Source organism: Sphingobium sp. SG1 (assembly GCF_057063145.1).
Window position 1 is genome coordinate 22,149 of record NZ_JBVVOJ010000002.1, and the last position, 26,036, is coordinate 48,184.

At 65.4% G+C, this 26,036-nt stretch carries 24 protein-coding genes; 10 read left to right on the forward strand and 14 right to left on the reverse strand.

Going from position 1 to position 26,036, the window contains the following annotated elements; translation table 11 throughout:
• Nucleotides 1-56 precede the first annotated feature (56 nt).
• From AC0KVN_RS05610 to AC0KVN_RS05620, 3 genes are all read right to left on the reverse strand, one after another.
• Nucleotides 57-1,193 (reverse strand): glutathionylspermidine synthase family protein, encoded by a 1,137-nt coding sequence (locus tag AC0KVN_RS05610; RefSeq protein WP_435566282.1) that lies wholly within the window; start codon nucleotides 1,191-1,193, stop codon nucleotides 57-59.
• Nucleotides 1,193-1,537 (reverse strand): hypothetical protein, encoded by a 345-nt coding sequence (locus AC0KVN_RS05615; RefSeq protein WP_435566283.1) that lies wholly within the window; start codon nucleotides 1,535-1,537, stop codon nucleotides 1,193-1,195. Before AC0KVN_RS05615 ends, AC0KVN_RS05610 begins: the two co-directional genes overlap by 1 nt.
• Before the next feature lie 72 nt (nucleotides 1,538-1,609).
• A complete protein-coding gene (locus AC0KVN_RS05620; protein ID WP_435566284.1) occupies nucleotides 1,610-3,283 on the reverse strand; it encodes a M28 family peptidase in 1,674 nt (557 codons plus the stop codon).
• Nucleotides 3,284-3,417: 134 nt separating this feature from the next.
• Between AC0KVN_RS05620 and AC0KVN_RS05625 the strand changes: the two genes are divergently transcribed.
• On the forward strand, nucleotides 3,418-5,397 hold the full coding sequence (locus tag AC0KVN_RS05625) for an alpha/beta hydrolase family protein (protein WP_483656001.1): 1,980 nt from the start codon (nucleotides 3,418-3,420) through the stop codon (nucleotides 5,395-5,397).
• Nucleotides 5,398-5,534: 137 nt separating this feature from the next.
• Here the strand turns inward: AC0KVN_RS05625 and rpsD are convergent, their stop codons facing one another.
• On the reverse strand, nucleotides 5,535-6,149 hold the full coding sequence (gene rpsD, locus AC0KVN_RS05630; RefSeq protein WP_004211980.1) for a 30S ribosomal protein S4: 615 nt from the start codon (nucleotides 6,147-6,149) through the stop codon (nucleotides 5,535-5,537).
• A 256-nt stretch (nucleotides 6,150-6,405) separates the two neighbouring features.
• On the opposite strand from rpsD, the gene AC0KVN_RS05635 reads away from it, so the two are divergent.
• Nucleotides 6,406-6,702 carry a chorismate mutase gene (locus tag AC0KVN_RS05635; protein WP_017501829.1) on the forward strand — a complete coding sequence of 99 codons (297 nt, stop codon included), beginning with the start codon at nucleotides 6,406-6,408 and terminating at the stop codon, nucleotides 6,700-6,702.
• Here the strand turns inward: AC0KVN_RS05635 and AC0KVN_RS05640 are convergent.
• The 4 genes from AC0KVN_RS05640 to rpiB form a co-directional block, all read right to left on the reverse strand.
• A complete protein-coding gene (locus AC0KVN_RS05640; protein WP_080726983.1) occupies nucleotides 6,699-7,784 on the reverse strand; it encodes a TrmJ/YjtD family RNA methyltransferase in 1,086 nt (361 codons plus the stop codon). The two genes, AC0KVN_RS05635 and AC0KVN_RS05640, sit on opposite strands and share 4 nt — an antisense overlap.
• An 81-nt stretch (nucleotides 7,785-7,865) precedes the next feature.
• A complete protein-coding gene (gene nrdR / locus AC0KVN_RS05645; RefSeq protein WP_010337343.1) occupies nucleotides 7,866-8,327 on the reverse strand; it encodes a transcriptional regulator NrdR in 462 nt (153 codons plus the stop codon).
• 6 nt (nucleotides 8,328-8,333) lie between these two features.
• Complete coding sequence (gene glyA, locus AC0KVN_RS05650; RefSeq protein WP_435566285.1) at nucleotides 8,334-9,653, reverse strand: serine hydroxymethyltransferase; 1,320 nt, start codon at nucleotides 9,651-9,653, stop codon at nucleotides 8,334-8,336.
• Between the two features lie 11 nt (nucleotides 9,654-9,664).
• Complete coding sequence (rpiB, locus tag AC0KVN_RS05655) at nucleotides 9,665-10,102, reverse strand: ribose 5-phosphate isomerase B (protein WP_017501826.1); 438 nt, start codon at nucleotides 10,100-10,102, stop codon at nucleotides 9,665-9,667.
• 102 nt (nucleotides 10,103-10,204) lie between these two features.
• Between rpiB and AC0KVN_RS05660 the strand changes: the two genes are divergently transcribed.
• Nucleotides 10,205-10,390: a hypothetical protein gene (locus tag AC0KVN_RS05660; protein WP_435566286.1), complete on the forward strand. Its 186-nt coding sequence runs from the start codon at nucleotides 10,205-10,207 to the stop codon at nucleotides 10,388-10,390.
• 64 nt (nucleotides 10,391-10,454) lie between these two features.
• Here the strand turns inward: AC0KVN_RS05660 and AC0KVN_RS05665 are convergent, their stop codons facing one another.
• The gene (locus AC0KVN_RS05665; RefSeq protein ID WP_010337347.1) at nucleotides 10,455-10,922 is read right to left on the reverse strand and encodes an Hsp20 family protein; all 468 of its coding nucleotides are present in this window, start codon (nucleotides 10,920-10,922) and stop codon (nucleotides 10,455-10,457) included.
• Nucleotides 10,923-11,540: 618 nt separating this feature from the next.
• Between AC0KVN_RS05665 and AC0KVN_RS05670 the strand changes: the two genes are divergently transcribed.
• Both AC0KVN_RS05670 and AC0KVN_RS05675 read left to right on the forward strand, forming a co-directional pair.
• Nucleotides 11,541-12,791 carry a lipoprotein-releasing ABC transporter permease subunit gene (locus tag AC0KVN_RS05670; RefSeq protein ID WP_287430018.1) on the forward strand — a complete coding sequence of 417 codons (1,251 nt, stop codon included), beginning with the start codon at nucleotides 11,541-11,543 and terminating at the stop codon, nucleotides 12,789-12,791.
• Nucleotides 12,784-13,470 (forward strand): ABC transporter ATP-binding protein, encoded by a 687-nt coding sequence (locus tag AC0KVN_RS05675; protein ID WP_004211993.1) that lies wholly within the window; start codon nucleotides 12,784-12,786, stop codon nucleotides 13,468-13,470. Before AC0KVN_RS05670 ends, AC0KVN_RS05675 begins: the two co-directional genes overlap by 8 nt.
• Here the strand turns inward: AC0KVN_RS05675 and AC0KVN_RS05680 are convergent.
• Together AC0KVN_RS05680 and AC0KVN_RS05685 are read right to left on the reverse strand one after the other, a co-directional pair.
• Nucleotides 13,459-15,264: a GGDEF domain-containing protein gene (locus AC0KVN_RS05680; RefSeq protein ID WP_435566287.1), complete on the reverse strand. Its 1,806-nt coding sequence runs from the start codon at nucleotides 15,262-15,264 to the stop codon at nucleotides 13,459-13,461. The genes AC0KVN_RS05675 and AC0KVN_RS05680 overlap by 12 nt on opposite strands.
• A 64-nt stretch (nucleotides 15,265-15,328) precedes the next feature.
• Nucleotides 15,329-16,501 carry a Yip1 family protein gene (locus AC0KVN_RS05685; protein WP_435566288.1) on the reverse strand — a complete coding sequence of 391 codons (1,173 nt, stop codon included), beginning with the start codon at nucleotides 16,499-16,501 and terminating at the stop codon, nucleotides 15,329-15,331.
• Between the two features lie 135 nt (nucleotides 16,502-16,636).
• Between AC0KVN_RS05685 and dnaE the strand changes: the two genes are divergently transcribed.
• The 5 genes from dnaE (at nucleotide 16,637) to AC0KVN_RS05710 (ending at nucleotide 22,549) form a co-directional block, all read left to right on the forward strand.
• Entirely contained in the window at nucleotides 16,637-20,179 is a 3,543-nt protein-coding gene (gene dnaE / locus AC0KVN_RS05690; protein ID WP_435566289.1) for a DNA polymerase III subunit alpha, read from the forward strand.
• 33 nt (nucleotides 20,180-20,212) lie between these two features.
• Nucleotides 20,213-20,623: a ketosteroid isomerase-related protein gene (locus AC0KVN_RS05695; protein ID WP_435566290.1), complete on the forward strand. Its 411-nt coding sequence runs from the start codon at nucleotides 20,213-20,215 to the stop codon at nucleotides 20,621-20,623.
• A gap of 40 nt (nucleotides 20,624-20,663) precedes the next feature.
• Nucleotides 20,664-21,638, forward strand: coding sequence for a carbon-nitrogen hydrolase family protein (locus AC0KVN_RS05700; RefSeq protein ID WP_435566291.1), 975 nt, complete (start codon nucleotides 20,664-20,666; stop codon nucleotides 21,636-21,638).
• Nucleotides 21,635-22,225, forward strand: coding sequence for a GNAT family N-acetyltransferase (locus AC0KVN_RS05705; RefSeq protein WP_435566292.1), 591 nt, complete (start codon nucleotides 21,635-21,637; stop codon nucleotides 22,223-22,225). Before AC0KVN_RS05700 ends, AC0KVN_RS05705 begins: the two co-directional genes overlap by 4 nt.
• 78 nt (nucleotides 22,226-22,303) lie before the next feature.
• The gene (locus AC0KVN_RS05710; protein ID WP_010337356.1) at nucleotides 22,304-22,549 is read left to right on the forward strand and encodes a hypothetical protein; all 246 of its coding nucleotides are present in this window, start codon (nucleotides 22,304-22,306) and stop codon (nucleotides 22,547-22,549) included.
• 1 nt (nucleotide 22,550) lies between these two features.
• On the opposite strand, the gene AC0KVN_RS05715 is transcribed toward AC0KVN_RS05710, so the two are convergent.
• From AC0KVN_RS05715 to AC0KVN_RS05725, 3 genes are all read right to left on the reverse strand, one after another.
• Nucleotides 22,551-22,727, reverse strand: coding sequence for a hypothetical protein (locus tag AC0KVN_RS05715; protein WP_163000272.1), 177 nt, complete (start codon nucleotides 22,725-22,727; stop codon nucleotides 22,551-22,553).
• A 1-nt stretch (nucleotide 22,728) separates the two neighbouring features.
• Nucleotides 22,729-24,051 (reverse strand): chloride channel protein, encoded by a 1,323-nt coding sequence (locus AC0KVN_RS05720; RefSeq protein ID WP_010337357.1) that lies wholly within the window; start codon nucleotides 24,049-24,051, stop codon nucleotides 22,729-22,731.
• Nucleotides 24,052-24,231: 180 nt separating this feature from the next.
• Nucleotides 24,232-26,001 carry a tetratricopeptide repeat protein gene (locus tag AC0KVN_RS05725; RefSeq protein WP_435566293.1) on the reverse strand — a complete coding sequence of 590 codons (1,770 nt, stop codon included), beginning with the start codon at nucleotides 25,999-26,001 and terminating at the stop codon, nucleotides 24,232-24,234.
• Between the last annotated feature and the right edge of the window lie 35 nt (nucleotides 26,002-26,036).

Consider the following 26,036-nt stretch of genomic DNA (forward strand, 5'->3'; position numbering starts at 1 on the left):
TTGCTCCTACAGGACGGGTTAAGGTCGGTTTCCGGCGCTGAACCCGCGCTGAACCTTCAGTCGATGATGTGCGGCACGAAGCGCGCGGCATTGCCGGTGATCGGCCCATCCTCGCGAATGCCCATGCCGGCGGGGTCGCCATCCACCACCCAACTGCCGAGCACCGGCCGCCGGTCGCCTGCTCCGGGCAGGGTATAGAGTCGCTGGTAGATGAATCCTTCCTCGCCATAGTTGCCGCTGCTCTGTGCGACCGTTTCGCCATCTTGGACGAGGCGGATATTGGCGCCCTCGCGCGACAGCAGCGGTTTCATCACATGATCGCCCGTCATGGCGACGCGGCTGGCCTCCAGCAAATTAGGGTGGCCGGGGAACAGATCCCACAGGATTGGCAAGATGGCTTTGTTGCTCCAGATCATCTTCCATATCGGCTCGATCCACAGCGTGGAGGACAGGCTTTCCACCACTTCCCGGCCAAAAGGTTCGTGGACGATCCATTCCCAGGGATAGAGGTGGAAGAGGGCATCGATCGGCCGATTGTCGAGATCGACGAAGCGGCGGCGGGCGTGGTCCCAGCCCAGTTGCTGGGTCTGGATCAACTGGGTGTCGATGCCCGCTTCGCGCGCCGTGTCGGCCATATAGGCGACGGTCACCGCATCCTCGCCCATATTGCCGTCGACATAGGTGAGATGCAGCATCGACGTGCCACGCGGCGGGGCGATGGCGCGCCAGCGGTCGACCAGCCGCTCGTGCAGGCTGTTAAACTGGTCGGCGGCGGGAAAGACGGCCTCCTTCCAGTCCCACTGGATCACCGATGCTTCCAGCAGGCTGGTCGGCGTGTCGCAGTTGAATTCGAACAATTTGGGCGGACCGGCGCCGTCATAGCCGAGGTCAAAGCGGCCATAGTTGAGCGCGGCCGGTTCTCCATCCCACGCCTCGCGGATCGCCTGATGACAGAAATCGGGAATGCCGAAGCTGCCGAGCAGATCCTGATCCAGCACATGCTGGCCAGCGGCAAGGAACAGGCGATAGAGTTCGGCGGTCGCCTGCTCAATCTCCGCGATTTCGTCCGGGCTGAAGCGATAGCAGGCGCTTTCGTCCCAATAGGGCTGGGCATCGGCGCCATGCCAGACCAGGCCCAGATGCTCGACGCGGGCCTGCCAGTGCGGGCGCGGCGTGCAGGCGATCCGTTCCATCAGCTAAGGCCGCTGCGCCCAGACAGGCCAAGGCCGCCGCGCGTCACATTGGCCGAGGATGCCGGACTGTAGCTATGGCCATAGGAGGGGGCGATCGACCCGCCACCGACCCGTTCGCCCACGCGCGCGACTGCGCTGCCCCGGCCCAGATAATACCAGCCATGGCCGCCGCCGCTGCTGCCCCAGCGGCAATTGCGGTCCTCGACCCGGCGCCCCTGCGCATCGCGGCATACACGCACGTCGCGGTCGGCCGTGTCGGGGCTGCGCGAGCAGCCGGTGGCGAGCAGGGCCGCCGCCATGGCCGATGTGATCGGCAACATGTGCCGGTCGAATTTCTGGGTCATGATCCCCCTTATAGCCCCGAAGATGAAAGGCCGGCGACAGCGTCCCCATGCTGTCGCCGGCCTTGACGATGCTTATTTGCCCGCGCGGTCCTTGTCGCGGATGGCGCGGAATTCGTCGCCATCGACCCAGTTGGGCCAGTCTGTCGTGTTCGCGAGCGCCCGGCCGACATCATAATAGAGCTTCAGGTCGGCGGCGACGCCGGTCCAGTCCCAATTGGGATCATATTCGTCCTTGGGGCCGTGATAGCGATGCTCGGTATAATCCTCCGCCGCGGCCATGCCAGCGGCGGTGCCGCCCTTCACCAGATCCTCGCCGCCCTCGAAATAGAGCATCGGCAGGCCATGCTTGGCAAAGCTGAAATGGTCGGAACGGTAATAATAGCCCTTTTCCGGGGTCGGTTCGAGCGTGGCGACGCGGCCCTGCGCGCCCAGCGCGCGGTCGAGATAGGCGTCGAGCTGCGACTTGCCCTTGCCGATGACGACGACATTTTTGGCGAGGCCCGCGACACTCAAGGCATCCATGTTGACGCCGCCGACGGTCTTGCTGAACGGGAAGACCGGGTTGTTGCCATAATAGGCCGAACCCAGCAGGCCCGATTCCTCGCCGGTGACGGCCAGGAACACCTGGCTGCGGTCCGACGAGCCGGCCTTCACATTGGCCTGGGCCAGCGCGACCAGCGCGGCGGTGCCGGTGGCATTGTCGACCGCGCCGTTGCAGATATCGTCGCCGTCGGGCGCGGCCTGGCAATGGCCGAGATGATCCCAATGGGCGCTGTAGAGCACATATTCGTCGGGCCTGGTCTTGCCCGGCAGCAGGGCGACGACATTCTTCGATGCATGCTTGCGCAGGTCATTGTCGAACGAGACATTGGCCTTGATTGCGCCCAGCGACACGGCCTTGAAGCCCTTCTGCTTGGCGGCGGCCATCTGCTGGTCGAGGTTGAGGTCCGCGTCGGCGAACAGGGCGGCGGCCTTGTCCTTCTGGATCCAGCCGATCGCGGCCGACTGGTCGGCATTGCCGCCCGGATTGTCGGCGACATGCTGCGACCCGGTCCAGCTCGACTGGACGACGTTCCAGCCATAGGCGGCCGGTTCGGTGTCGTGGATGATGATCGCGGCGGCGGCGCCCTGGCGCGCGGCTTCCTCGAACTTGTAGGTCCAGCGGCCATAATAGGTCATGGCGCGGCCATTGAACGGACCGGTCAGGCCCGGCGTCTGATAATCCGGGTCATTGACCAGAATCAGCACCGTCTTGCCCTTCACGTCCAGGCCGGCATAGTCGTTCCAGCCCTTTTCCGGGGCGTTGATGCCATAGCCGACGAACACGACCGGGCTGTCCTTGACCTCGATCCGGGGCTGGGTGGTGCGATAGGTGCCGATCACCATTTCCGGACCATAGGCGGCGGTGATCGGGGCCTTGCCGCCGGTGAAGCTCAAGGCCGAGACATTCTTGGCGGTGATCTCGACCAGCGGCACATCCTGGAACCAACTGCCCTTGTTGCCGGGTTTGAGGCCCAGCTTCTCGAACTCGGCGGTGAGCAGCGCGAGCGTCTTTTCCTCGCCCACGGTACCGGGCGCGCGACCTTCATAGGCGTCGGATGACAGCTCCTTCACCAGCCGCTTCATCATGTCGATCGAGGGGGCGGCGTCGCTCTTGGCGGCGGGCGCGGCCAGCGCGACGGCGGGCATCAGGGCGGGAGCGGAAAGGGCGAGAACGGCGGCGATCGCCGCAACGGAGCTGCGCATGGAAGGAACCCTTGTCTTTATGGAATGCGCCTGATGCCACCGCGATGGGCCGAGGGCAAGAAATGCCGATTGTCACATTTGTTGCACTTGGTTAGCAATCGGGCCGGGGAATTTGGGGGGAGTATTTTTCCAGCATGCATAATAAGTTGAATGCGGCGCGCCTGGGCGCGCTGCTGGGCATGTCGTCGCTGTCGACCATGGCCCATGCCGAACCGGATGCGCTGGCCAAGGCCTTTGGCACGCGGGAAACGGTGATTTCGGCCAGCCTGTCGCCGGACGGGCAGAAGATTGCGCTGGTCACGGCTGGCGCAGGGCGAACGACCCGCACCTATGTGCTCAATGCGCAGGAAGGTGCGGAACCCAAGGTGGTCGCCGGCGCGAGCGGTAAGCCGGAATATCTGTATCGTTGCAACTGGGCTTCGAACGATCGGCTGGCCTGCACCATCGGCGGCGAAAGCCGGGTCGGCGACGATGTCTATGGCTTCAGCAGCATTTTCGCGGTCGATGCAGTTGGCGGCAATGTTCGCCCGCTCAGCAAGCGGCATGGTGAAAATGCCCTGGGCTTCGACCTGCGCGGCGGCGAGATCATCGACCTGACGGCAGGCGAGGAAGGATCGGTGCTGATGACCCGATCCTATGTCCCCGAAGCAAAGGTTGGCAGCCTGATCGATCAGAAGCTGCAAGGGCTTGGCGTCGATCGTGTGGATACCCGTACCGGTGGGGCCAAACGCATCGAACAGCCTCAGGCGCTGGCCTTTGATTATATATCGGACGGTCGCGGCACCGTTCGGGTCATGGGCCTTCAGGAGAATAAGGGGTCGGGTTATGCCAAGGGCACGTTCCGTTATCTCTATCGTTCCAAGGGCAAGAATGACTGGAGTAGCCTGAGTGTTTATGACATGCGCGATCGCACAGGTTTTGTCCCCTTCGCCGTCGATGCGGACAAGGATATTGCCTATGGCCTGGAGCAGGTTGATGGTCGGCAGGCGCTCGTCAGCATCGCGCTCAACCCAAGCCTCGAGAAAAAGGTCGTATACGCCCATCCGAACGTCGACGTTACCAGTCTGGTGCAGGTCGGCCGCGATCGCCACGTGGTCGGGGCGGGGTTCAGTGAGGATCATGGCGAGGTCGTCTATTTCGACGAGCAGGTGAAGGCTCTGGTGGCGTCGCTCGGCAAGGCGCTGGGCGGCAAGGCGGTCTATATTGGCGACATGAGCCAGGATCGGCAGCGCGTTCTGGTCTGGGCCGGCAGCGATACTGATCCGGGCCAATATTATCTGTTCGATCGCACCGCCAAGAAATTGTCGCCGGTGATGCCCGATCGCCCGGAACTGGCAGGGCAGACCCTGGCACAGATGAAGTCGATTTCCTACAAGGCGTCGGACGGCACGATCATCCCCGCCTATCTGACCCTGCCGCCGGGCAAGGATAGCGCGAAGGGGCTGCCGGCGATCGTGATGCCCCATGGCGGGCCGGAATCGCGCGATGAATGGGGCTTCGACTGGCTCTCGCAATATTATGCCGCGCGTGGCTTTGCCGTGATCCAGCCGCAGTTTCGCGGGTCGGCCGGTTTCGGCGAGCGATGGTTTATGCAAAATGGCTATCGGTCCTGGCGGACGGCGATCGGCGACATCGTCGATGCTGGGCGTTGGCTGGTGGCGGAGGGGATCGCCGATCCCGCGAAGCTGACCATCGCAGGCTGGTCTTATGGCGGCTATGCAGCGCTGCAGGCGCAGGCGGTCGATCCCCAATTGTTCAAGGCGGTGGTAGCGATCGCGCCGGTGACCGACTTTGCCGATCGTATCCGCCGGTCGCAATATAATGCCGATTATCTGTTGCAGCAGCAGCGCATGGGCACCGGCAGCGATGCAGCGGACGCATCACCGATCAACCATGCCGCTGAATTCCGTGCGCCGGTATTGATGTTCCACGGGACCGATGATCGCAATGTAGATATCAGCCAAGCGCGTGCGATGCAGTCCAAGCTGGAGGGGGCAGGCAAGCGCAGCCGATTGGTCGTCTATGACGGGCTGGCCCACAGCCTGAACGACAGCGATGCGCGGGCCGACATCCTCCAGCAAAGCGCGGACTTCCTGCTGCAGGCGGGGAAATAGGAAAAGGAAAGGGGAGGCTTCGGGCCTCCCTTTTTTTGTCCTGTGAACATGCGGGGCGACGGCCAAGGAAAGGCCAAAAGAAAAAGGGCGGTCCCTTGCGGGGCCGCCCTTCTCCAAATTCTGTCCGGAAGGACCGATTAGCGCGAATAGAATTCGACGACCAGATTCGGTTCCATCTTCACCGGGTAGGGCACTTCGTCCAGTGTCGGAACGCGGACATAGGTGACCTTGGTGGCGCCGTCGGGGGCGACATAGTCGGGGATGTCACGCTCGGGCAGGCTCTGCGCTTCGAGAACCAGCGCCATTTCCTGAGCCTTCTTGCCCAGGGTGATTTCGTCGCCCGGCTTCACCAGACGCGAGGCGATGTTGCACTTCACGCCGTTCACATAGATGTGGCCGTGCGAAACGATCTGGCGGGCCGAGAAGATGGTCGGCGCGAACTTGGCGCGATACACGACGGCGTCCAGGCGGCGCTCCAGCAGACCGATCAGGTTCTGGCCGGTGTCGCCCTTCATGCGGCTGGCTTCGAAATAGTTCTTCTTGAACTGCTTCTCGGTGATGTCGCCGTAATAGCCCTTCAGCTTCTGCTTGGCGCGCAGCTGGATGCCGTAGTCCGACATCTTGCCCTTGCGGCGCTGGCCGTGCTGACCGGGGCCATATTCGCGCTTGTTGACCGGGCTCTTCGGGCGACCCCAGATGTTCTCGCCCATGCGACGGTCGAGCTTGTACTTGGCGCTAGAGCGCTTCGACATACCTAATTCCTTACAACTGCATACTACGTTATCCGCCCTCCGGATCCGATGAACCGAGGTCCGCAAATTGCGGAGGGCGAAGGCTTCCCGGTCATCGCCTGTTTCCATATTTCAGGGACAGGGCCGCCGCTTCACCGGGATACGGGGCCAATCGCGAAGGCGCGCCTATGGAGAAGGTCGGTTCTTATGTCAAGCCCAGACATCTGTCGCCACTGGGGCCTCGACAGCCGGCGGAGCGCGGCCTAATCCGGCGGCCATGAAGCCCGAAGACTATACCAGCATGACCGAGGTGCGCGCCGGTGTCGACGCCCTCGACCGCCAGCTCGTCGCCCTGCTTGACCAGCGTTTTGCCCATATGCGCGCCGCCGCCCGGATCAAGCCGGATCGTGGCGCCGTCCGCGACGAGGCGCGCAAGCGTCAGGTGATCGACAATGCCCGCGCGGAGGCCGAGCGGCTGGGCGCGCCCGGCGACGTGATCGCGGAGCTGTGGGAGCAGCTGGTCGAAGCCTCGATCGCCTATGAAATGGCCGAGTATGACCGCACGCGGGGTTAACGCTCGCGCGGTCGGTTGAGGTGCGACAGCACGCCGCGGAGCGTGCGCACCTCCAGATGGTTCCAGCCCGGCTTGGTCAACAGGTTGCGCAGCGTCAGCTTGGTCGCGGGTGCGCGGTCGGGCGGGAAGAAATAGCCGACCTTCTCCAGCAGCGTGTTGAGCTGCAGGATCATGCCTTCCAGTTCCTCCTGCGGTGCGGGCTCGCCCAACTCGGTCACGGTCGGCTGGGCCAGATTGGCCTGCTTGGACCATTCATAGGCGCACAGGATCACCGCCTGGGCGAGGTTCAGGGAGCCGAATTCCGGATTGATCGGCACGGTCAGGATCTTGCGGGCAAGCGCCACATCCTCGGTCTCCAGCCCCGACCGTTCCGGCCCGAACACATAGGCGCAGCGGCCCTGTGCGGCATGGATTTCCTGCGCGGCTTCCTCCGGCGTCACCACCGGCTTGGTGACGCCGCGCTTGCGCACGGTGGTGGCATAGACATGGGCGCAGTCGGCGACCGCATCGGCCAGCGTCTCATAGACCTGCGCCTTGTCCAAGATGAAGTCCGCGCCCGCCGCTGCCGGGCCGGCATCGGGATTGGGCCAGCCGTCGCGCGGGGAGACAAGCCGCATCTCGGTCAGCCCGAAATTCAGCATCGCCCGCGCCGCCTTCCCGATATTCTCGCCCAGTTGCGGGCGGACCAGGACGATGACGGGGGGGAGGGGGGAGGTGTCTATATTCATGGAACCAATTTTCTCGTCTGCCTCCACTTCCGTTCGCCCTGAGCGAAGTCGAAGGGCGTCACTGAGCGAAGGCGAAGTGGGTGAGACGGAAGCCGCCTTGAGCTTCTGCCAGTCTTCCGCGATCAAGGCCTCCTTCTTCTTGCGTGACCAGCCCTTGATCTGCAACTCGCTGGCCAGCGCCTCGGCGCGGGTCGGGAATTCGGCGGACCACATCAGTTCGACCGGCAGCCGTTCCGATGTGTAGCCCTTGATGATGCCCGATTGATGGGCGGCGAAGCGGGCGTCGAGATCGTCGGTGTGGCCCGTATAATAGGAGCCGTCCGCGCATCGCAGGATATAGCAATAGAACGCCATGCCGTCTCCTCGCCCTCGCGTCGCTCGGTTGGGGCCTTCGACTTCGCTCAGGCCGAACGGAAGATTATAGCGCCTTCCGTCTCACTCACTCCCGACCTCCTTCACAGTGCTTGCGAAGTCCTCGAAGTCGCGGGCGTCGGTGAAGTCCTTGTAGACGCTGGCGAAGCGGATATAGGCGACGCTGTCGAGGCGTTTCAGCCCCTCCATCACCATCTCGCCGATCGATCGCGCCGGGATCTCGCTTTCGCCGCTGGTTTCCAGCTGGCGCTGGATGCCTGAAATCAGCTTCTCGATCCGGCTCGGATCGATCGGCCGCTTGCGGCAGGCTATGCCGATGGAGCGGGCCAGCTTGTCGCGCTCGAACGCTTCCTTGCGGCCTTCGCTCTTCACCACCCAGATGTCGCGCAACTGGATGCGCTCGAAGGTGGTGAAGCGCGCGCCGCAGGCTTCGCACTGCCGGCGACGGCGAATGGCATTGCCATCCTCCGTCGGCCGGCTGTCCTTCACCTGGCTGTCCTCATGGGCGCAGAAAGGGCAGCGCAAGCGGGCTTACCCCTGATAGATGGGGAAGCGGGCGCAGAGCGCGGCGACACGCTCGCGGACGCTGGCTTCGACGGCGGCATCGCCATGTTCGCCATTGTCGCGCAGGCCTTCCAGAACGTCGGCGATCATGTCGCCGATATCCTCGAACTCGGCAACGCCGAAGCCGCGGGTGGTGCCGGCCGGCGAACCGACGCGGATGCCGCTGGTCTTGGTCGGCGGCAGCGGATCGCCCGGCACGCCATTCTTGTTGCAGGTGATGAAGCTGCGTTCCAGCGCCTCGTCCGCATCCTTGCCCGAAATGCCATAGGGGCGCAGGTCGATAAGGGCGAGGTGGGTGTCGGTGCCGCCCGAGACCACGGCCAGGCCGCGCTGCTCCAGCTTGCCGGCCAGCGCCTTCGCGTTGGTGACGATCGCCTGGGCATAAGTCTTGAATTCGGGCTGCAGCGCTTCGCCGAAAGCGACAGCCTTGGCAGCAATCACGTGCATCAGCGGGCCGCCCTGAAGGCCAGGGAAGATCGCCGAATTGATCTTCTTCGCGATCGCCTCATCATCGGTCATGATCATGCCGCCACGCGGGCCGCGCAGCGTCTTGTGCGTGGTGGTGGTCACGACATGGGCGTGGCCGAAGGGCGAGGGGTGGGCGCCACCGGCGACCAGGCCGGCGAAATGGGCCATGTCGACCATGAACAGTGCGCCGACCTTGTCCGCGATCGCGCGGAAGCGGGCGAAGTCAATCTGGCGCGGATAGGCGCTGCCGCCGGCGATGATCAGCTTGGGGCTACATTCGATCGCCTGGGCCTCGACCGCGTCATAGTCGATCAGATGGGTGTCTTCGCGCACGCCATATTGCACGGCGTTGAACCACTTGCCCGACATGCTGGGCTTGGAACCGTGGGTCAGGTGACCACCGGCGTCGAGCGACAGGCCCATGATGGTTTCGCCCGGCTTGACCAGCGCCAGCATGACGCCGCCATTGGCCTGTGCGCCCGAATGGGGCTGGACGTTGGCGAACTGGCAGCCGAACAGTTGCTTCGCGCGGTCGATGGCGAGCTGTTCCACCACGTCCGACGGGGCGCAGCCCTGATAATAGCGCTTGCCCGGATAGCCTTCGGCGTACTTATTCGTGAAGACGCTACCCTGCGCTTCGAGCACGGCCTGCGACACGATATTTTCCGACGCGATCAACTCGATCTGGGTCTGCTCGCGCTTCAGTTCCTGGGCGACGCCGGCGAATACGGCCGGATCGGCAGCGGCGAGGCCTGCGGTGAAATAGCCTTCCGAACGAATGTCCGACAGGGTGGGCTGGGTGAGGGTTTCGGTGCTCATCTCAAGTCCTTTCAGAGCGCGGGCTGGGACAGTTTCTCGACGCGGCCGGCATGGCGGCCACCGCCGAACTCGGTGGTGAGGAAGGCGGTGACGCAGGCCTTGGCCATGTCGACGCCGGTCAGGCGCGCACCCATGGCCAGGACATTGGCGTCATTATGCTCGCGCGACAGCGCAGCCGACAGCGGTTCGCCGACCAGGGCGCAGCGGCAGGCCGGGTTGCGATTGACGGCGATCGAGATGCCGATGCCCGAACCGCAGAGCGCGATGCCGCGTTCCGCTTCGCCCGAAGCGACGGCGGTCGCGAGCTTGTAACCAAAATCGGGATAATCGACGCGGTCGGCGGTGGCCGGGCCGAGGTCGGCGACCTCATGGCCCTCGTCGCGCAACCATTGCGCAAGTTCGGCCTTCAGGTCGACGGCGGCATGATCGGAAGCGATGGCGATTTTCATGGGTGCGTTCCCCTGCGGCTTGGGGTGATTCGTTTCTGCGCGCCTCATAGGGGCATGGGCCGCCAATTGCCACAGTCCAGCTAGGCGCCTATGGACTGGCCCATGGCGGGCACGATCCTTTCGATATTGATGCTGGCGGGTATCCTGCTGACCGGCGGGGGAATTTACGCGATCGCGAAGCGCGGCGACCGCAAGCGCGGGGTGCTGATGATCGTTGCGGGGCTGGTGATGTTCGGCAATGTCGCGATCAGCGCGATACCGATGCCGCCACCGCAGCAGGCGCGCTGACCAGCGGGCAGCAAGAAGGGCGCAACCTTGCGGTCGCGCCCTGTGCTTGTTTCGGATGGCCGGATCAGGCGGCGTCGCGATCCTTGTTGATGTCAACCAGATGGCCGCCATTCACGGCGATCTTCTTGGGCTTCATCGCTTCGGGCACTTCGCGCACCAGTTCGATCACCAGCAGGCCGTCGGCCAGGTCCGCCTTTTCGACGCGGACGAAATCGGCCAGTTCGAAGCGGCGCTCGAAGCTGCGATTGGCGATGCCGACATGCAGGAACTTGGAACGGTCGGCATTGGTCTCGTCCTTGCGGCCGATCACCTGGAGCAGGTTCTGCTGGGCGGTGATGTCGATTTCCTCGGGACGGAAGCCGGCGACGGCCAGGGTGACGCGATAGCGGTCCTCGGCCAGGCGTTCGATGTTGAAGGGCGGGTAATTGTCACCCTGCGCCAGACGGGCATTATTCTCGATCAGATCGAACAGACGATCGAAGCCGACGGTCGAGCGGCGATAGGGGGTAAGGTCGAAACCACGCATGCTCATAATCTCCAACAGAGCAAAATGATCCTGCCGGACCCGGTCTTCGGCGTCCGGCCTATGCTTGCGCCCGGCCCCATGTGGCGGCCGGACGGGGTTGATATGGTTGGCTCTTTGCGTTGTTCAAGAGGGGGCAGGGGGGCAGTATCGCGCCGCCTGTCCTACAGCGCCCGCGCGCGATAAACTGGCGAGAAGAGGGCGCGGCAAATGGACGGAAGCGTAACAAAATTTCCGTCTCGAATCCGAAAATGCCAAGATGTGCGGGAAATGTGCGAAGTTAAGCGGGAAGAGGGGCCAAGAGTCGCTGAACAAAAAAGTGCCCGGGCCGCTTTCGCGATCCGGGCACTTAATGGACGATTGCTCGTCTCCCCCTTGGCCTGCCTCTACCGACTTCTCAGCCCCCTAAGCTTGAAGTGGGAAGCAGTATCCCTGAACCACGGCCTTTTGCCTGTGCCTCGGGAGCCTTGCTATGACTGGCGCAGCCTGCTGTCACGGGCAAAATCCGGGCTCTGTGATTTTCTGTATCGGCCTGTGTCCCGCGTGCAACAATTCCGCAATCCTTGCCGTTAAGGCTCAGCCTGCTAGACCGGCCGCATCACTACCAGAAGGGCCATTCGCGCCACCATGATTCTATCCCGCTACGAACGCATGATCGCCAAGCGCTATTTGCTGCCGGGCAAGGGGGAAGGCTTCATCTTCCTCGTCGCCGGCATCAGCCTGGCTGCGGTCATGCTCGGAGTCGCCGCGCTCATCATCGTCATGAGCGTCATGAACGGGTTCCGCGCGGAGCTGTTCGACAAGATTGTCGGCCTCAACGGCCATGCCGTGGTGCAGGGCTATGGCGGGCGCCTGCCCGACTGGCGCGATGTGCTGAAGGAAGCGAAGGCGACGCCGGGCGTCACCAGCGCGACCCCGCTGATCGAACAGCCCCTGCTCGGCCTCTATCAGGGCCGGGTGGAAGGCGTGCTGGTGCGCGGCATGACCGTGCCCGACATTCGCAGCAACACGACGCTCAAGGGCAAGGTGGTCGCGGGCGATCTCAACGCGCTGACCGCCAATAGCGAGAAGGTCGGCATTGGTGTCCGCCTGGCGGAAAATCTGGGTATCCAGGTCGGCGACCATATCAGCATCATGAACCCGGCTGGCCGCGCGACCCCGTTCGGCACGATGCCGCGCCAGATATCCTATCAGGTGGCGGCGATCTTCGAGGTCGGCGTCTATGATTATGACAAGGCCTTCGTGGTCATGCCGATCGAGGATGCGCAGACGCTGCTGCTGCTGGGCGATGTCGTCAGCATGATCGAGGTCGAGACCGTCAATGCCGACAAGGTTGGCCAGATATTGGAACCGCTGGCGGCCAAGGTCGCGGGCCGCGCCGTGGTGCAGGACTGGCGCCAGATGAATGCCAGCCTATTCGAGGCGCTGGCGGTCGAGCGGGTGGCGATGTTCGTCGTGCTTTCGATCATCGTGCTGGTCGCGGTGTTCAATATCCTCTCCTCGCTGATCATGCTGGTGCGCGCCAAGACCCGCGACATCGCGATCCTGCGCACCATGGGTGCGAGCCGGAGCGGGCTGGTGAAGATCTTCATGACGGTGGGCGTGACCATCGGCACGCTGGGCATGGTCGCCGGCATGGCGCTGGGCTTCACATTCCTCTTCTTCCGCCAGAGCGTGGTGAATGTGATCCAGTTCGTGACAGGGCAAAATCTGTGGGATCCCTCGATCCGCTTCCTGACCGAATTGCCGTCCAAGCCCGATCCGGTCGAGATCGTGATCATCTGTCTGATGGCGCTGGTCTTCAGCTTCCTCGCCACCCTCTATCCGGCCTTCAAGGCTGCCAATACCGATCCTGTCCAGGTGCTGCGCTATGAATGATGTCCTCAAGGTCAGCGGCCTGTCCCGCAGTTTCACCCAGGGTGGCGTCACCATCGACGTGCTGCGCGGCGTCGACCTGACGGTCGGGCCGGGCGAGATCGTCGCGCTGCTCGGCCCCTCGGGCTCGGGCAAGTCGACGCTGCTGCAGGCGGTCGGCCTGCTGGAAGGCGGTTTCGACGGATCGATCCGCATCGCTGGCGAGGAAGCGGCGAAGCTGGACAATGACGGGCGCACCCGCCTGCGCCGTGATGCGCTGGGCTTCGTCTATCAGTTCCACCACCTGTTGCCCGATTTCAACGCGACCGAGAATGTCGTGCTGCCGCAGGTGATCAAGGACGCGACCATGGACGCGGCGCGGACCCGCGCGGAATCGCTACTGACGGCGCTGGGGCTGGGCCATCGGCTCGACCATCGGCCGAGCCAGTTGTCGGGCGGCGAGCAGCAGCGCGTCGCGGTCGCCCGCGCGCTAGCCAATCGCCCGGCGCTGGTGCTGGCGGACGAGCCGACCGGCAATCTGGACGAGCGCACCGCCGACGTGGTGCTGGCCGAATTCCTGCGCCTGGTGCGGGGCGAAGGATCGGCGGCTCTGGTCGCCACCCATAATGAGCGGCTGGCGGAAAAGATGGACCGGGTGGTCCGCTTGCACGAAGGGCGGCTGGAAGAGGCGTCAGCCCGGTAACAGCCCCTCGCGTGCGGTCGCGACCATGATCTGGTCGCGGCCCTCGCCCTTGGCGCGCAGCAGCGCGGCGTCGGCGGTGGTGACCAGTCGGGTGGCGGCGCCATGGTCGGGCCAGGCGGCCAGGCCAAAGGAGGCGGTGATCGGCCCCAGTTCCTGACCGCGATGCTCGACCCGCAGGTCGCGGATGCGCTGCTGGATCTGGGCGGACCGGGCGAGTGCCTGCTCCAGCGTGAAGCCGGGCATCAGCAGCACGAATTCCTCGCCGCCCAGGCGGAAGGCAAAGCCCTGTTCGCGCAGCGAGTCGCCCAGCACCGCGCCGACCGCGCGCAGCACTGCGTCGCCGGCGTCATGGCCATAGCTGTCGTTGAACCGCTTGAAATGGTCGATGTCGACCATCAGGCAGGCGAGCGGGGCATGGTTGCGTTCCGCCTCGTCCACCAGCGCTTCGAACATGGCGTCGAAATGGCGGCGGTTGGGCAGGCCGGTCAGCGCGTCGGCCATCGCCATTTCGCGCAGCGCGTCGCGCAGGCGCAGATTGGCGAGCGCCAGGCCGATATTCTCCGCCAGCATCTCCAGATATTTTTCGGCCCGGTCGAGATGTTCGGCGTCCATCTCGCGGGTCTGCTCGAAATAGAGCAGGCCGATGCTTTCCCCCTGCGCTGCCAGCGGGATGCAGATGGTCGGGACGGCGGTTTCGCCCTCCAGATGCTCGCAGGCAATGTCGACCATCCCGCCGCGCGGCTTGTGGACCTGGCCGCGCCGCAGCGCCCAGCAGGCCGAGGCCGGGAAATCGTTGCGCGACTGTTTGGGATCGAGCCAGTCGCACGCCTGCAACATCATGTTGCGGCGAATGTCGTGGATATAGAGGCGGCCGGGGAAATCGGGCGTGATTTCCGGGGTGAAGCGGCGCACCACCTCGACCAGGTCGGCGGTGCTGTCGCAGCCCTGCAGGCGCTGGGTCATGCGCGACAGCAGGTCGCGCATGGTGCGATCGACATCGCGCTCCTGCTCCAGTCGCTGCCGCTCCAGCCCATTTTCACGGAAAATACGGATCGCCTGCGCCATGTCGCCAATCTCGTCCACCTGCGGGAAGTCGGGCGGGATCGCGGCAAAATCCTGCGCGGCAAGGCGGGTGACGACATCGCTCAGCCGCACGACCGGATGCAGGATGCGCTGCTTGAGCACGAAATAGAGGACGCACAGGAACAGCAGGGCAGTAACGCCCAGCATGATTTCCGACATGGTCCGCCACTGGCGCGCGGTATCGGTCGCGCCCTGCACCGCTGTGTCGGTGCGATGGTCCAGCATATATTGGAAGCGGCCGACCTGTGCCGCCACCCGGTCCAGTTCGCGGCCATATTCGTCGCCGAAGAGGATGGTGCGGGCGGTCTTGTCATCGCCCGCCTGCGCCGCCTTGATTGCGACATCCTGTTCGTCGGACAGGGCGTCGGCCCACTGGATCGCCTGGCGCAGCGCGTTCAGCTCATTCTCGTTGGCGCCGGCGTCCTTCAGATGCCGGATGCGGTCCTCGATGGAACGCAGCGCTTCCTTCTCGCGGCGATAGACGACCAGATGGCTGGGATCGCCCGAAATCGCATAGCCGCGCGCCTGTTCGGTCAGGCGATAGACATCCTCCTCCAGGGTGGAGGTCAACTGGTCGAAACTGGCGCGCTGGGCGACTGCGGCGCGCTCGCGCTGTTCCGCGCCGGACGCGAACAACATCGTCGTGCCCGACGCCAAGGTGAGCAGGACGGTGGCCCCATAGGCCCAGTTGGTGATCGTGGATAAACGCATGGTGGCGCCTAACCTAGGCCCGATAGCTTGGCAATTCGTTACGCGGGCGACCTCATGACATTGCCTATTTTGCGGCGAGTGCGCTCAGTCGGTCGAGATCGAGCGCGTTCACCGCGGCCTTCAACTCCCCGATATCGGCGACGGTGCCCTCTGCCTCGACCATGAAGCGGTCGGCCAGCGTGGTGGCATATTTGCCGTGGCGGCTGTCCTTGTCCCATTCCTCGGTGACGATGCGGCCGTCGATCGTCTGGGTGCGCTCATAGCCGCTGGCGGTCTGGCGGTTCGACTGGACGTTGAGTGCCGCGCCGATCCCGGCAAAGGCACCGGCCACCGCGATGTCGTTCACCTCCAGCTCGATCTCGTCGTCGCCGGCACGGTAGCGGGCGGAGGCATGGGCACCGGCGGACATGCCGCTGCTCTCAATCTCGGTGCGGGTGAAGCGGCCGATCTTCTCGGGCAGCAGCGCCTGCAGCACATCGGGCGCGATCGCGGCGGAGCGGCCATTCTTGGTCGCTTCCTCCATCCGCTTGGCGGCCTGTTCCATCTGCTTTGTCGCGGCGTCCATCTTGTCGACGTCGATCTTGCCGATGCCCGGCACGGTGATCTCACCGCCCACCTCATCCGGCCCGGCATGGCCACCCGGCAGGCCGCTGAACGGCATGGCGAGCAGGCTGGCGAGGATGAAGAGCAGCGCGCCCGCGACCATGGTGACGATGGTGTAGGGCAGCGCCTTCTGCTCTGGCACCTTCATCAGGCGCGGCAGGCCGAGATAGAGGAGGTAGAGGCTGTAAAGTCCGAGCAGGCCCAGCATGCCAAGGCCCGGCAGCAGCGAGAAGATGCCGGCCAGCCAGCCGGCGGTCGCCGAATAGGCGGAAATCTTGAACGCCTTCAGCTTGTCGCGCTGGCCGCCGAAGCTGGGGGCGAGGAAGTTGATGATGATCGCCAGCACGGCGAGGCCGATCAGCGACAGGACATAATGGGCGATCGCCATGCCGATCGCGCCGATCAGCGGCGGGCGCCATGTGATGCCGAACAGGCCATGGCCAAAGACCTGTCCGCCGATCAGGGTCGCGAGCGGCGGGATCGCCGCCAGGATCATGGCATAGCCGGTATAGATGCTGCCGATGCTGGCCGGTTCGGCCTCGATCAGCGGCCATTCGTCCCTGGGGCGCAGGATGATCGCCTTGGCCCGATCGGCGATGCCGGGCGGGGTGGAAACCGGGTTGCTGTCCGACATGACCGTTCTCCCTGTTCTTTGGGCGCGATAGGATCAGCAAGCGCAGTCCTTGGCAAGCGACAAGTGGTGATCTTGTCCACAGCTTTTCGCCGGCCGGGACTGGCGCGCGGGCGCGGGCGTCGTTAGATTGCCGCGATGTCTCATTCCGCCTTCGTACCGCTGCGCATCTTTTCGTCCTTCACCATGCTCGAAGGGGCGATCGACCCCAAGAAGATCGCCAAGCAGGCCAAGGCCCTGGGTTTTCCGGCGGCGGCGATCACCGATCGCAACGGGCTCTATGGCTCGATGGCCTTTTCCGATGGCTGCAAGGGCGAGGGCGTGCAGCCGATCGTCGGTGCCATGCTGGGCGTGGCGCGACCGGGCCGGCCGTCCAATGCGCCGGCGGTGCATGACTGGATCGCCCTCTATGCGCAGGATGCCGGCGGCTACGACAATATCTGCGCGCTCGTCTCGATGGCGCATCTCGACCGGCCGGTCGAGGAAGTGCCCCATGTCACGCTCGACATGCTGGAGGGGCGGACCGATGGCGTGATCGCGCTGACAGCCGGCGGCGAGGGGGCGATCGCCCGGCTGTTCGCCGAGGATCAGCCCGACGCCGCGCTGGCCTATGCCGACCGGTTGCAGGCGCTGTTCCCCGACCGGCTCTATGTCGAGATATGCCGCCGGCTCGACCCGATCGAGGGCAAGGCGGAGCCGCAGTTGCTCGACCTTGCCTATGATCGGGGCCTGCCGCTGGTCGCGACCAACCCGACCTGCTTTGCCGAGCCGGAATTTCACGCGGCGCATGACGTGATGCTGTGCATCGCCGATGGCGCCTATGTCGAGACGCCCGACCGTCGCACCAGCTCGCCCGACGCCTGGATGAAGCCGGCGGCGGAGATGAAGCGGCTGTTCGAGGATCTGCCCGAGGCGTTGGCCAACACGCTGGTCGTGGCCCAGCGCTGCGCGGTGATGGCGCCCAAGCGCAAGCCGATCCTGCCCAGCCTTGCCGGCGACATCGAGGGTGAGGGCATCATGTTGCGCGATCAGTCGATCGCCGGGCTGGAAGCCCGGCTGGAGAAGGCCGGGATCATCGCCGACGAGGCGCGCCAGCCCTATTTCGAGCGGCTGAAGTTCGAAATGGACATCATCATCCAGATGGGGTTCCCCGGCTACTTCCTGATCGTGGCCGACTTCATCAAATGGGCCAAGGACCATGATATTCCGGTGGGGCCAGGCCGTGGTTCGGGTGCCGGCTCGCTGGTCGCCTGGGCGCTGACCATCACCGATCTCGATCCGCTGCAACTGGGCCTGCTGTTCGAGCGCTTCCTGAACCCGGAACGCGTCTCCATGCCCGACTTCGATATCGACTTCTGCGAAACGCGGCGCGGCGAGGTGATCCGCTATGTGCAGCAGAAATATGGCAGCGATCATGTCGCCCAGATCATCACCTTCGGTAAGCTGAAGGCGCGCGCCGTGCTGAAGGATACCGGCCGCGTGATGCAGATGAGCTATGGCCAGGTCGACCGCCTTGCCAAGCTGGTGCCCAACCATCCGACCGATCCCTGGACGCTGGAGCGATCGCTGAACGGCGTCGCCGAGTTCAAGGCGGAATATGACAATGACAATCAGGTCAAGCGCCTGATCGACTATGCGATGAAGCTGGAGGGCTTCCCGCGCCACAGCTCCACCCACGCGGCCGGCGTGGTGATCGGCGACCGACCGCTGAGCCAGCTGGTGCCGCTCTATCGCGATCCGCGATCCGACATGCCGGTGACCCAGTTCGACATGAAGTTCGTCGAGGGTGCGGGCTTGGTGAAGTTCGACTTTCTCGGCCTCAAGACGCTGTCGGTGCTGCAAAAGGCGGTGCAGTTGCTCAAGGGGCGCGGGGTCACGGTCGATCTCGACACGCTCGCCTGGGACGATGCCAAGGTCTATGAACTGCTCCAGCGTGGCGACACGGTCGGCGTGTTCCAGCTGGAATCCGAAGGCATGCGCAAGACGCTGGCCGCCGTGCGTCCGACCAATTTCGGCGACATCATCGCGCTGGTGTCGCTCTATCGCCCCGGCCCGATGGACAATATCCCGATGTTCGGGCGCCGCAAGAACGGCCAGGAAGAGATTGAATATCCGCACATCCTGCTGAAACCGATCCTCGAAGAAACCTATGGCATCTTCGTCTATCAGGAACAGGTGATGCAGGCCGCCCAGATCCTGGCCGGCTACTCGCTTGGCGACGCCGACCTTCTGCGCCGCGCCATGGGCAAGAAGATCAAGGCGGAAATGGACGCCCAGCGCCTGCGCTTCGTCGAGGGCTGCGCCAAGAGCGACATCAAGCCGGCCAAGGCCAACGAACTGTTCGACTTGATCGACAAGTTCGCCGGCTATGGCTTCAACAAGTCGCACGCCGCCGCCTACGCGCTGCTCGCCTATCAGACCGCCTGGCTCAAGGCCCATTATCCGGCGGAATTCTATGCCGGGTCGATGGCGTTCGATATCCATCTGACCGAAAAGCTGACCGTCTTCGTCGACGATATGCGGCGCATGGGCATGACCTGCCTGCCGCCCGACCTCAACCAGAGCGAGGCCGACTTCACCGTCGAGGCGGTGCCGTTCGAGGGCGATGATCCGCGTTTGGGCTTTGCCGTGCGCTATGCGCTGGGCGGCCTCAAGGGCGTGGGCGAGAAGGCGATGGAGCAGCTGGTTGCCGAGCGCGAAGCCAATGGTCCGTTCAAGCATCTGGACGATCTGGCCGACCGGATCGAGCCGCGCCTGCTCAACCGGCGCCAGCTCGAAAGCCTGGCGGCGGCCGGTGCGTTCGACACCATCCATGCCGACCGGGCCGGGGTCCATGCGGCGGCCGAAACCCTGCTGAGCGTCGCGGCAAGCGCGGCGCAGGCGCGCGAGAGCGGGCAGGGCGGCCTGTTCGGCGATGTCGAGACGGCCCATGCCGACGTCCGCATTCCGCCGCATCAGGCCTGGACCGTGTCGGACCGGATGGCGCAGGAAAAGGAGGCGTTCGGCTTCTATTTCTCGGCCCATCCGGTCGACCGTTTCCGCCATCTGGCCGATGCGCGCGGCGCGAAAAGCTATGGCGAAATCTGTTCGCAGCCAATGGGCATGCCCAATGCCGAAGGACGGGTGATGGGCATCATGGCGGCGATGGTCGAGGATGTGCGCTGGCGCGAGACGCGGCGGGGTGCGCGCTATGCCAACGCCACCTTCTCCGACCAGAGCGGTCAGTTCCAGGCGAGCTGTTTCGACGAGGATGCCTGCAAGCAGATCGAGGAACTGGCGCGCGAGGGCGATTGCGCGCTGCTGCATGTCGAGCTGGATCGCCTACCGGGCGAGGAAACGCCGCGCGTCACCGTGCGCCGGATGGAGCCGTTCCGCGAGATTGCCAACGTGTCGCGCATGGAGCTGGTGCTGGACATCGAGATGGTCGAGGCCGTGGCCAAGCTGGCCGCGATCCTGTCCGGCAGCCGCGGCGGGCGGTGCGAAGTGTTCGTGCGCGCGCCGATCGGCGATGGCAAGGCGGCCCGCGTCTTCCTGGGCGACGATTTCACGTTGGGCGCTGATCAGGTCGACGCGATCAGCGGCATTGCCGGGCTGACCGTCCATAATCTGGCGCGGATGGAGGCGAAGTCGGACGGCTATCGCACCCGCCATCGCCGATCGGCCATGCGGCTGGTCGGCTGATCCCGCCCGTTTTCCCAGTTCGAGGAGAAATCTGTGTCCGAAGCGACCCTGGCCCTGGTCCATGCCTATTATGACGCCTTCAACCGGCAGGATGCCGAAGGGATGCTGGCGCTGCTGGCCGACGATGTGCGGCACGAGCCGAGCCAGGGCGCGGCCCGCATCGGGAAGGCGGCCTTCGCCGATTTCCTGGCCCATATGAACCTTTGCTATGCCGAGACGGTGATCGATCCGATCGTGCTCGCGAACGCGGAAGGGACGCGGGCGGCGGCCGAGTTCATGCTGGATGGCCGCTATCTGGTGACCGACGAAGGCCTGCCGCCGGCCGCCGGCCAGACCTATCATCTGCGCGTCGGCGCCTTCTTCGATATCGGTGAGGGCCAGATAACGCGCATTTCCAACCATTATAATCTGGCCGACTGGATCGCGCAGGTCGATCGGGCCTAAACCGCCGTCTGTCCCGTTGCCATCCCATCCCGAGGTGTCCTTGACCCACATCCGCGTTGCCGCCGCCCAATATCCGATCGAGCAGGTGCAGAGCTTTGCCGCCTGGCAGGAAAAGCTGACCCGCTGGGTGGAGGAAGCCGCCGCGCTGGGCGCGACGCTGGCGATCTTCCCCGAATATGCGGCGATGGAACTGGCCGGGATCGATCCCGAGCGGGCAGCGGACCTGACCGCCTCGCTCGACCTGGTGATGCAGTTTGGCGAGGCCTATGACCGCGTCCACGCGGAACTAGCGGCGCGGCTCGACATCATGATCCTGGCGGGCAGCCGGCCGGTGCGGACCAGCGATGGACGGATCGTCAATCGCGCCCGGCTCTTCTGCCCCGACGGCACCACCGGCCATCAGGACAAGATCATGATGACCCGGTTCGAGCGCGAGCGCTGGGGCATCAGCGGCGGCGACAGCATCAACCTCATCCACACCCCGATCGGGCCGGTCGGCATATCCATCTGCTATGATGTCGAATTTCCGATGATCGCGCGGGCGCAGGCGGAGGCGGGCGCCAAGCTGATCCTGACGCCATCGGCCACCGATACGATGCAGGGCTATTGGCGGGTGCGGATCGGCGCGCAGGCGCGGGCGATGGAAAATCAATGCTTCGTCGTCCAGTCGCCCAGCGTCGGCATGGCGCCCTGGCTGCCCTGCATGGACGAGAATTTCGGCGCCGCCGGCGCCTTTGGTCCGCCCGATGGCGCGATGCCCGACGATGGCGTGATCGCGCTGGGGCAGGCGAACGGCCCGGCCTGGGTGGTGGCGGACATCGACCTGGCCATGGTCGACCAGTTGCGTGCGGATGGCACGGTGCTGCCCTTCCGCCACTGGCCCGAACAGCATGTGCCTTTCCACATCATCCAGAATGGCGCGGGATCGGACGTGATCGCGCAGATGGCCAGCGATGCCGCGCGCGACGATGCGCCGGCCGCGCCGCACATCGAAGATCAGGAGATTGCAGAATGACCGAGCCGTCGATCATCGTTGACCGCGTGACCAGCGATGCGCAGGGACTTGAGGCGCTGGCGACGCTGCGCATCCGCATCTTCCGTGAGTGGCCCTATCTCTATGAGGGCGATGCCGCGCATGAGGAGGAATATCTCCGCGATTTCCTGGCGAGCGAGCATGCGACTTTGGTGCGGGCGCGGATCGGCGAGGAGCCGGTCGGGATCGCCACAGCCTCGCCGCTGGCCGGCCAGCCCGACAGCCTGGTCGCGCCGCTGGCGGCGGCTGGCGTCGATGTCGCGCGCAGCTTCTATTTCGGCGAGTCCGTGCTGCTGCCGGCCTATCATGGCCGCGGCATCGGCCATCTCTTCTTCGACGCGCGCGAGGCGGCGGCGCGGGACGCTGGCGCCGATTTTGCGATCTTCTGCGGCGTGGTGCGCCAGGAGGACGATCCGCGCCGTCCGGCCGACGCCCGCGACCTCGCCCCCTTCTGGCGCAAGCGCGGCTATGCGCCGATCGAGGGTGCGCTGTGCGAGATGAGCTGGAAGGAAATTGGCGGCAGCGAAAAGGTCAGCCACCCGATGCAATTCTGGATGCGGGCGCTGTAAGGGGCGGGGCGGTTCCGCGCGGATGGCGGCGAAAGCTTTCCCTTGATTTCGCGCGCGGTGGGTGGTGATGGGATATCCATGATTATCTCGACCATTCCCTGGGACCAGCCTGCCACCATGATCGACCTGGATGGCAAGGCGCCGCTGATCGCGACGGTGCGCGATTGCGTCATCCATTATGGCCTGTTCAAGCCCTTCGCCAAGGAACAGGCGCGGGTGCTGCTGACCCAGCCGGTGCATCGCGAGGGGCAGAAGACCCGGACCTGGCTGCTCAATCCCGATGAAATCCAGCAACTGGCGGACAAGCTGCGCGCCGAGGGCTGATCTAGCGGCGGCGGCCGGCCTGGAGCAGGGCGTAGAAGGTCACCGCCGAAAAGCCGATCGCGCCGATCAGGCCGATGGCGGCGCCGATCCAGGCGCCGTCCATGCCGGCCAGCAGCTGGCCGGCGAGAAAGCCGACAATCGGCAATATCATCAGGAGCAGGCAGCCGAGCGCCGCCATGTCAGCGGCTTGCTTCGGCAGCCTTGGCCCGCTCCAGGAAGTTGCGGGACAGGCCGTGATAGAGGCGCTCGCGACAGAATATCTGCGCCGATGCGTCGGCGACCAGTGCGGCGCCCAGCAGCGGCAACATGAAGCCGCGGCTGCCGGTGGTTTCCGAAATGATGATGACGGCGGTCAATGGCGCGCGCACCACGCCGGTGAAATAGGCGACCATGCCCAGCAGCACGACGGCGCTCGCCGGTTCGCCGGGGAAAATCCAGCGCAGCAGATTGCCGAAGCCGGCGCCGGTGGCGAGCGAGGGGGCGAAGATGCCGCCGGGAATGCCCGAGACGCTGGTGGCGAGGGTGCTGAGGAATTTGGCGGGGGCGAACCAGAGCGGCTGGTCGCCGCCCGCGATCATGGTGCGGGCCGGGGCATAGCTGGTGCCCCAGGTGAGGCCGGTGGCCACGCCGATCGCCGCCACCAGCAGGCCACAGCCGCCGGCGAACAGCACCGGATGGGCACGCATCCAGTCGGTCATGCGATTGCGCGCAGTGGCGGCATCGAGCGCCAGCCGCGCGAACAGGCCGCCGGACATGCCGCCCAGCAGCCCGGCCAGCAGCGCGACGGGAACCGCCGATTGCAGCGGCAGATGGGCCGCGACCGCGCCGAAATAGACATAGTCGCCAGCGACGCCGAGGCTGACCATGCCCGAGATGATGACTGCGGTGATGACCAGCAGGGTCATGCGCTGCTCATAGGCGGAGGCCAGCTCCTCGATCGCGAAGGCAATGCCGGCAAGCGGCGTGTTGAAGGCGGCGGCGACGCCGGCCGCGCCGCCCGCGACCATGACGGACGCGCGCAGGGGCACGTTCAGCAGGGCGTGGACGCGGGCAAGGATCGCGGCGGAAATCTGGACGGTGGGGCCTTCGCGGCCGACCGAGGCGCCGACCAGCAGGCCGGCGATGGTCAGCACGACCTTCAGCAGGGCCATGCGCAGGTCAACCAGGCAGCGGCCGACCTTTTCGGGCAATTGAGTGGCGGCGATCACCTGCGGGATGCCCGATCCGCCGGCAAAGGGCGCGACGCTGCGGGTGATCCAGGCGAGGGCGGCAAAGCCGAGCGGGGTCAGCAGCAGCGGCAGCCAGCGATTGGCGGTGGCCAGGCGATGGAAAGCCTCGGTCGCTTCGTCCGCGGCCCAGGCGAAGGCGAGCGCGGCGAGGCCCACCAGCACGGCGCCGCCGATCAGGGCGAGGCGACGGCGGAAAAGCAAGGATGTCGGCCCGCTATGGCGCAGCAGCGCGCGGGCGCGGCGGCGGCTCCAGCGCTGGCCGGGGCGGCTCATGACGGACGTTGCGCGCCGGGGCGCGATTGACGCAGGACGCGGAAAGGGGGCGGCGCGGATGCCATGGCGCGAAATATCGATCCCGGTGGGCTGGACGCGCCCTCCCTACCAGCAAAATGGGCGATGGCCAGTATTTTCCGGCTATTTGTCCATTTTCCCGATCGACAAGCGGAACGCCCTTCAGAGCCGGTCCATCCGCAGCCAGTCGGGATCGCCGGACCAGGCGCTGGTGAGGGCCTTGCGGGCGGCAGCCGCCTCTGCCTTGTGCCCCTGGGCAGTCTCTGCGCGGGCAAGGCCGTAGAGCGCCCAGCCATTATTGGGAGCCTGGATCAGTGCCTGGCGGAAGGCGGCGCTGGCTTCGTCGTGGCGGCCGGCGAGGAAGAGGGCGGCGCCGAGCGACTGATGCACCGGATAATACCAGTAGGCCGGTTCCTGATAGGGGATCCTGCCCTCCAGCTTGATCGCGGCGCGATAATGATCGGCGGCCTGCGCATAGCGGCGCTGGGCGGTGGCGAGACGGCCGCGCGCGACCGCGGTGGCGAGCGCGATCAGGTCAGGGGCCGGGACGCCCTGCGCAATCATCGGGGCCAGTGCATCGGAGCGGGCGATCGTGCTCATCGCTGCGACCTCCGCATCGAAGCCGCGCTGGTCGCGCTGCTGGGCGAAGGCGACGGCGCGGGCATAATGGCGCATGGCGATGGCATAGGGCAGGCGCGGATCGGGCGCGGGCAGGGCGAGGATGTCGGCAGGCGCGGCGAACTGCGCCATGGCCAGATAGGGGGCGGCGTCGATCGCCTGGATCCAGGCGATGGCGGCGGAGGTTGCGGGATCGAGGATGGTGCGCAGGCGCCGCGCCTCCCGCATCGCGCTGTCCATGTCGCCCGCCATTTGCGCGGAGGCGACGATGAAATGGACATTGTGCGGATAATAGCCGTAGCGCACCAGGCTGCGGTCGTCGGTGGCGCGGATGAAGGCTTCGTCGGCGCGGGCGGCGGCGATGTTGACGCGGATCGAGTCGCGATAGCGGCCGACGACCTGATAGATGTGGCTCGGCATATGGACGAGATGGGCGGCGCTGGGCATGCCATCGGCGGAGAGGCGATCGGCGGCGGCTTCGGCGCGTTTTGCATCGCTCGCTTCGAGCAGGTGGATCATCAGATGCGCCGCCTGGACATGGGCGGGATTGCGCGCCTGCACCGTTTCGACCAGGCGGATGGCAGCGCCGACGCGCCCGATCGGGGTCTTGCGGTCGGCCTCCCAATAATTCCACGGGCTGGTGTCCATCGCCGCTTCGGCGGCCAGCAGGGCGACATCGTCATCGGCCGGGAAGCGCGCGGCAAGTGCCAGCATCGCATCGGCATAGGCGCCGTCGAGCGCGGCGCGGTCGGCAGCGGGATCACGGGCATAGCGCAGCGCCGCTGCCTCGATCAGGCCGCGCTCCATCGGTGACGCTTGATCGTGCAATATTATCGCCCGGTCCATCGCGGCGAGCGCGGCGCCCCGGTCGCCGGCATCCATCGGTGCGTTGATATTGGGGCCGAGCGCCACCGCCTCGCCCCACCAGCAGAGCGCGCAGGCCGGATCGAGCTGCTGTGCCGCGCGGAAGGAGCGGATCGCGCCGGCATGGTTGAAGCCGTACATGAGCAGCAGACCCTGGCTGAAATAGCGGCGCGCCTGTGGATTGGTGGTGGTCAGCGGAAAGCGCGAATGGGTGAGATCGTCGAACAGCGGGATCGGCGGGGCTTGAGCGATCGGCTGGGCGGCGGCGGCCGCGATCAGCAATTCGCGGGCGAGGGCGGAGCCGACCCTTGGGCCGCTGCACAGGCTGCGGGCGAGGCGTACGGGATCGAGCGCGGCAAGCGTCGCGGGCGAGAAGGCCGGTTCGATCGATACGGAGGCGAGCGACAGACCGATGCCCAGCGCGGTCGCTGCCCTTATCCAGTCAGCCATGTGTCCGGCCCTTCCCCAAAAGCCCGCCATCCTGT

Bases quoted from the DNA above. Each gene is read 5' to 3' on its own strand.
- AC0KVN_RS05610 (WP_435566282.1), bottom strand. From the start codon at position 1,193: ATGGAACGGATCGCCTGCACGCCGCGCCCGCACTGGCAGGCCCGCGTC.
- AC0KVN_RS05615 (WP_435566283.1), bottom strand. From the start codon at position 1,537: ATGACCCAGAAATTCGACCGGCACATGTTGCCGATCACATCGGCCATG.
- AC0KVN_RS05620 (WP_435566284.1), bottom strand. From the start codon at position 3,283: ATGCGCAGCTCCGTTGCGGCGATCGCCGCCGTTCTCGCCCTTTCCGCT.
- AC0KVN_RS05625 (WP_483656001.1), top strand. From the start codon at position 3,418: ATGCATAATAAGTTGAATGCGGCGCGCCTGGGCGCGCTGCTGGGCATG.
- rpsD (WP_004211980.1), bottom strand. From the start codon at position 6,149: ATGTCGAAGCGCTCTAGCGCCAAGTACAAGCTCGACCGTCGCATGGGC.
- AC0KVN_RS05635 (WP_017501829.1), top strand. From the start codon at position 6,406: ATGAAGCCCGAAGACTATACCAGCATGACCGAGGTGCGCGCCGGTGTC.
- AC0KVN_RS05640 (WP_080726983.1), bottom strand. From the start codon at position 7,784: ATGGCGTTCTATTGCTATATCCTGCGATGCGCGGACGGCTCCTATTAT.
- glyA (WP_435566285.1), bottom strand. From the start codon at position 9,653: ATGAGCACCGAAACCCTCACCCAGCCCACCCTGTCGGACATTCGTTCG.
- rpiB (WP_017501826.1), bottom strand. From the start codon at position 10,102: ATGAAAATCGCCATCGCTTCCGATCATGCCGCCGTCGACCTGAAGGCC.
- AC0KVN_RS05660 (WP_435566286.1), top strand. From the start codon at position 10,205: ATGGCGGGCACGATCCTTTCGATATTGATGCTGGCGGGTATCCTGCTG.
- AC0KVN_RS05665 (WP_010337347.1), bottom strand. From the start codon at position 10,922: ATGAGCATGCGTGGTTTCGACCTTACCCCCTATCGCCGCTCGACCGTC.
- AC0KVN_RS05670 (WP_287430018.1), top strand. From the start codon at position 11,541: ATGATTCTATCCCGCTACGAACGCATGATCGCCAAGCGCTATTTGCTG.
- AC0KVN_RS05675 (WP_004211993.1), top strand. From the start codon at position 12,784: ATGAATGATGTCCTCAAGGTCAGCGGCCTGTCCCGCAGTTTCACCCAG.
- AC0KVN_RS05680 (WP_435566287.1), bottom strand. From the start codon at position 15,264: ATGCGTTTATCCACGATCACCAACTGGGCCTATGGGGCCACCGTCCTG.
- AC0KVN_RS05685 (WP_435566288.1), bottom strand. From the start codon at position 16,501: ATGTCGGACAGCAACCCGGTTTCCACCCCGCCCGGCATCGCCGATCGG.
- dnaE (WP_435566289.1), top strand. From the start codon at position 16,637: ATGTCTCATTCCGCCTTCGTACCGCTGCGCATCTTTTCGTCCTTCACC.
- AC0KVN_RS05705 (WP_435566292.1), top strand. From the start codon at position 21,635: ATGACCGAGCCGTCGATCATCGTTGACCGCGTGACCAGCGATGCGCAG.
- AC0KVN_RS05710 (WP_010337356.1), top strand. From the start codon at position 22,304: ATGATTATCTCGACCATTCCCTGGGACCAGCCTGCCACCATGATCGAC.
- AC0KVN_RS05715 (WP_163000272.1), bottom strand. From the start codon at position 22,727: ATGGCGGCGCTCGGCTGCCTGCTCCTGATGATATTGCCGATTGTCGGC.
- AC0KVN_RS05720 (WP_010337357.1), bottom strand. From the start codon at position 24,051: ATGAGCCGCCCCGGCCAGCGCTGGAGCCGCCGCCGCGCCCGCGCGCTG.
- AC0KVN_RS05725 (WP_435566293.1), bottom strand. From the start codon at position 26,001: ATGGCTGACTGGATAAGGGCAGCGACCGCGCTGGGCATCGGTCTGTCG.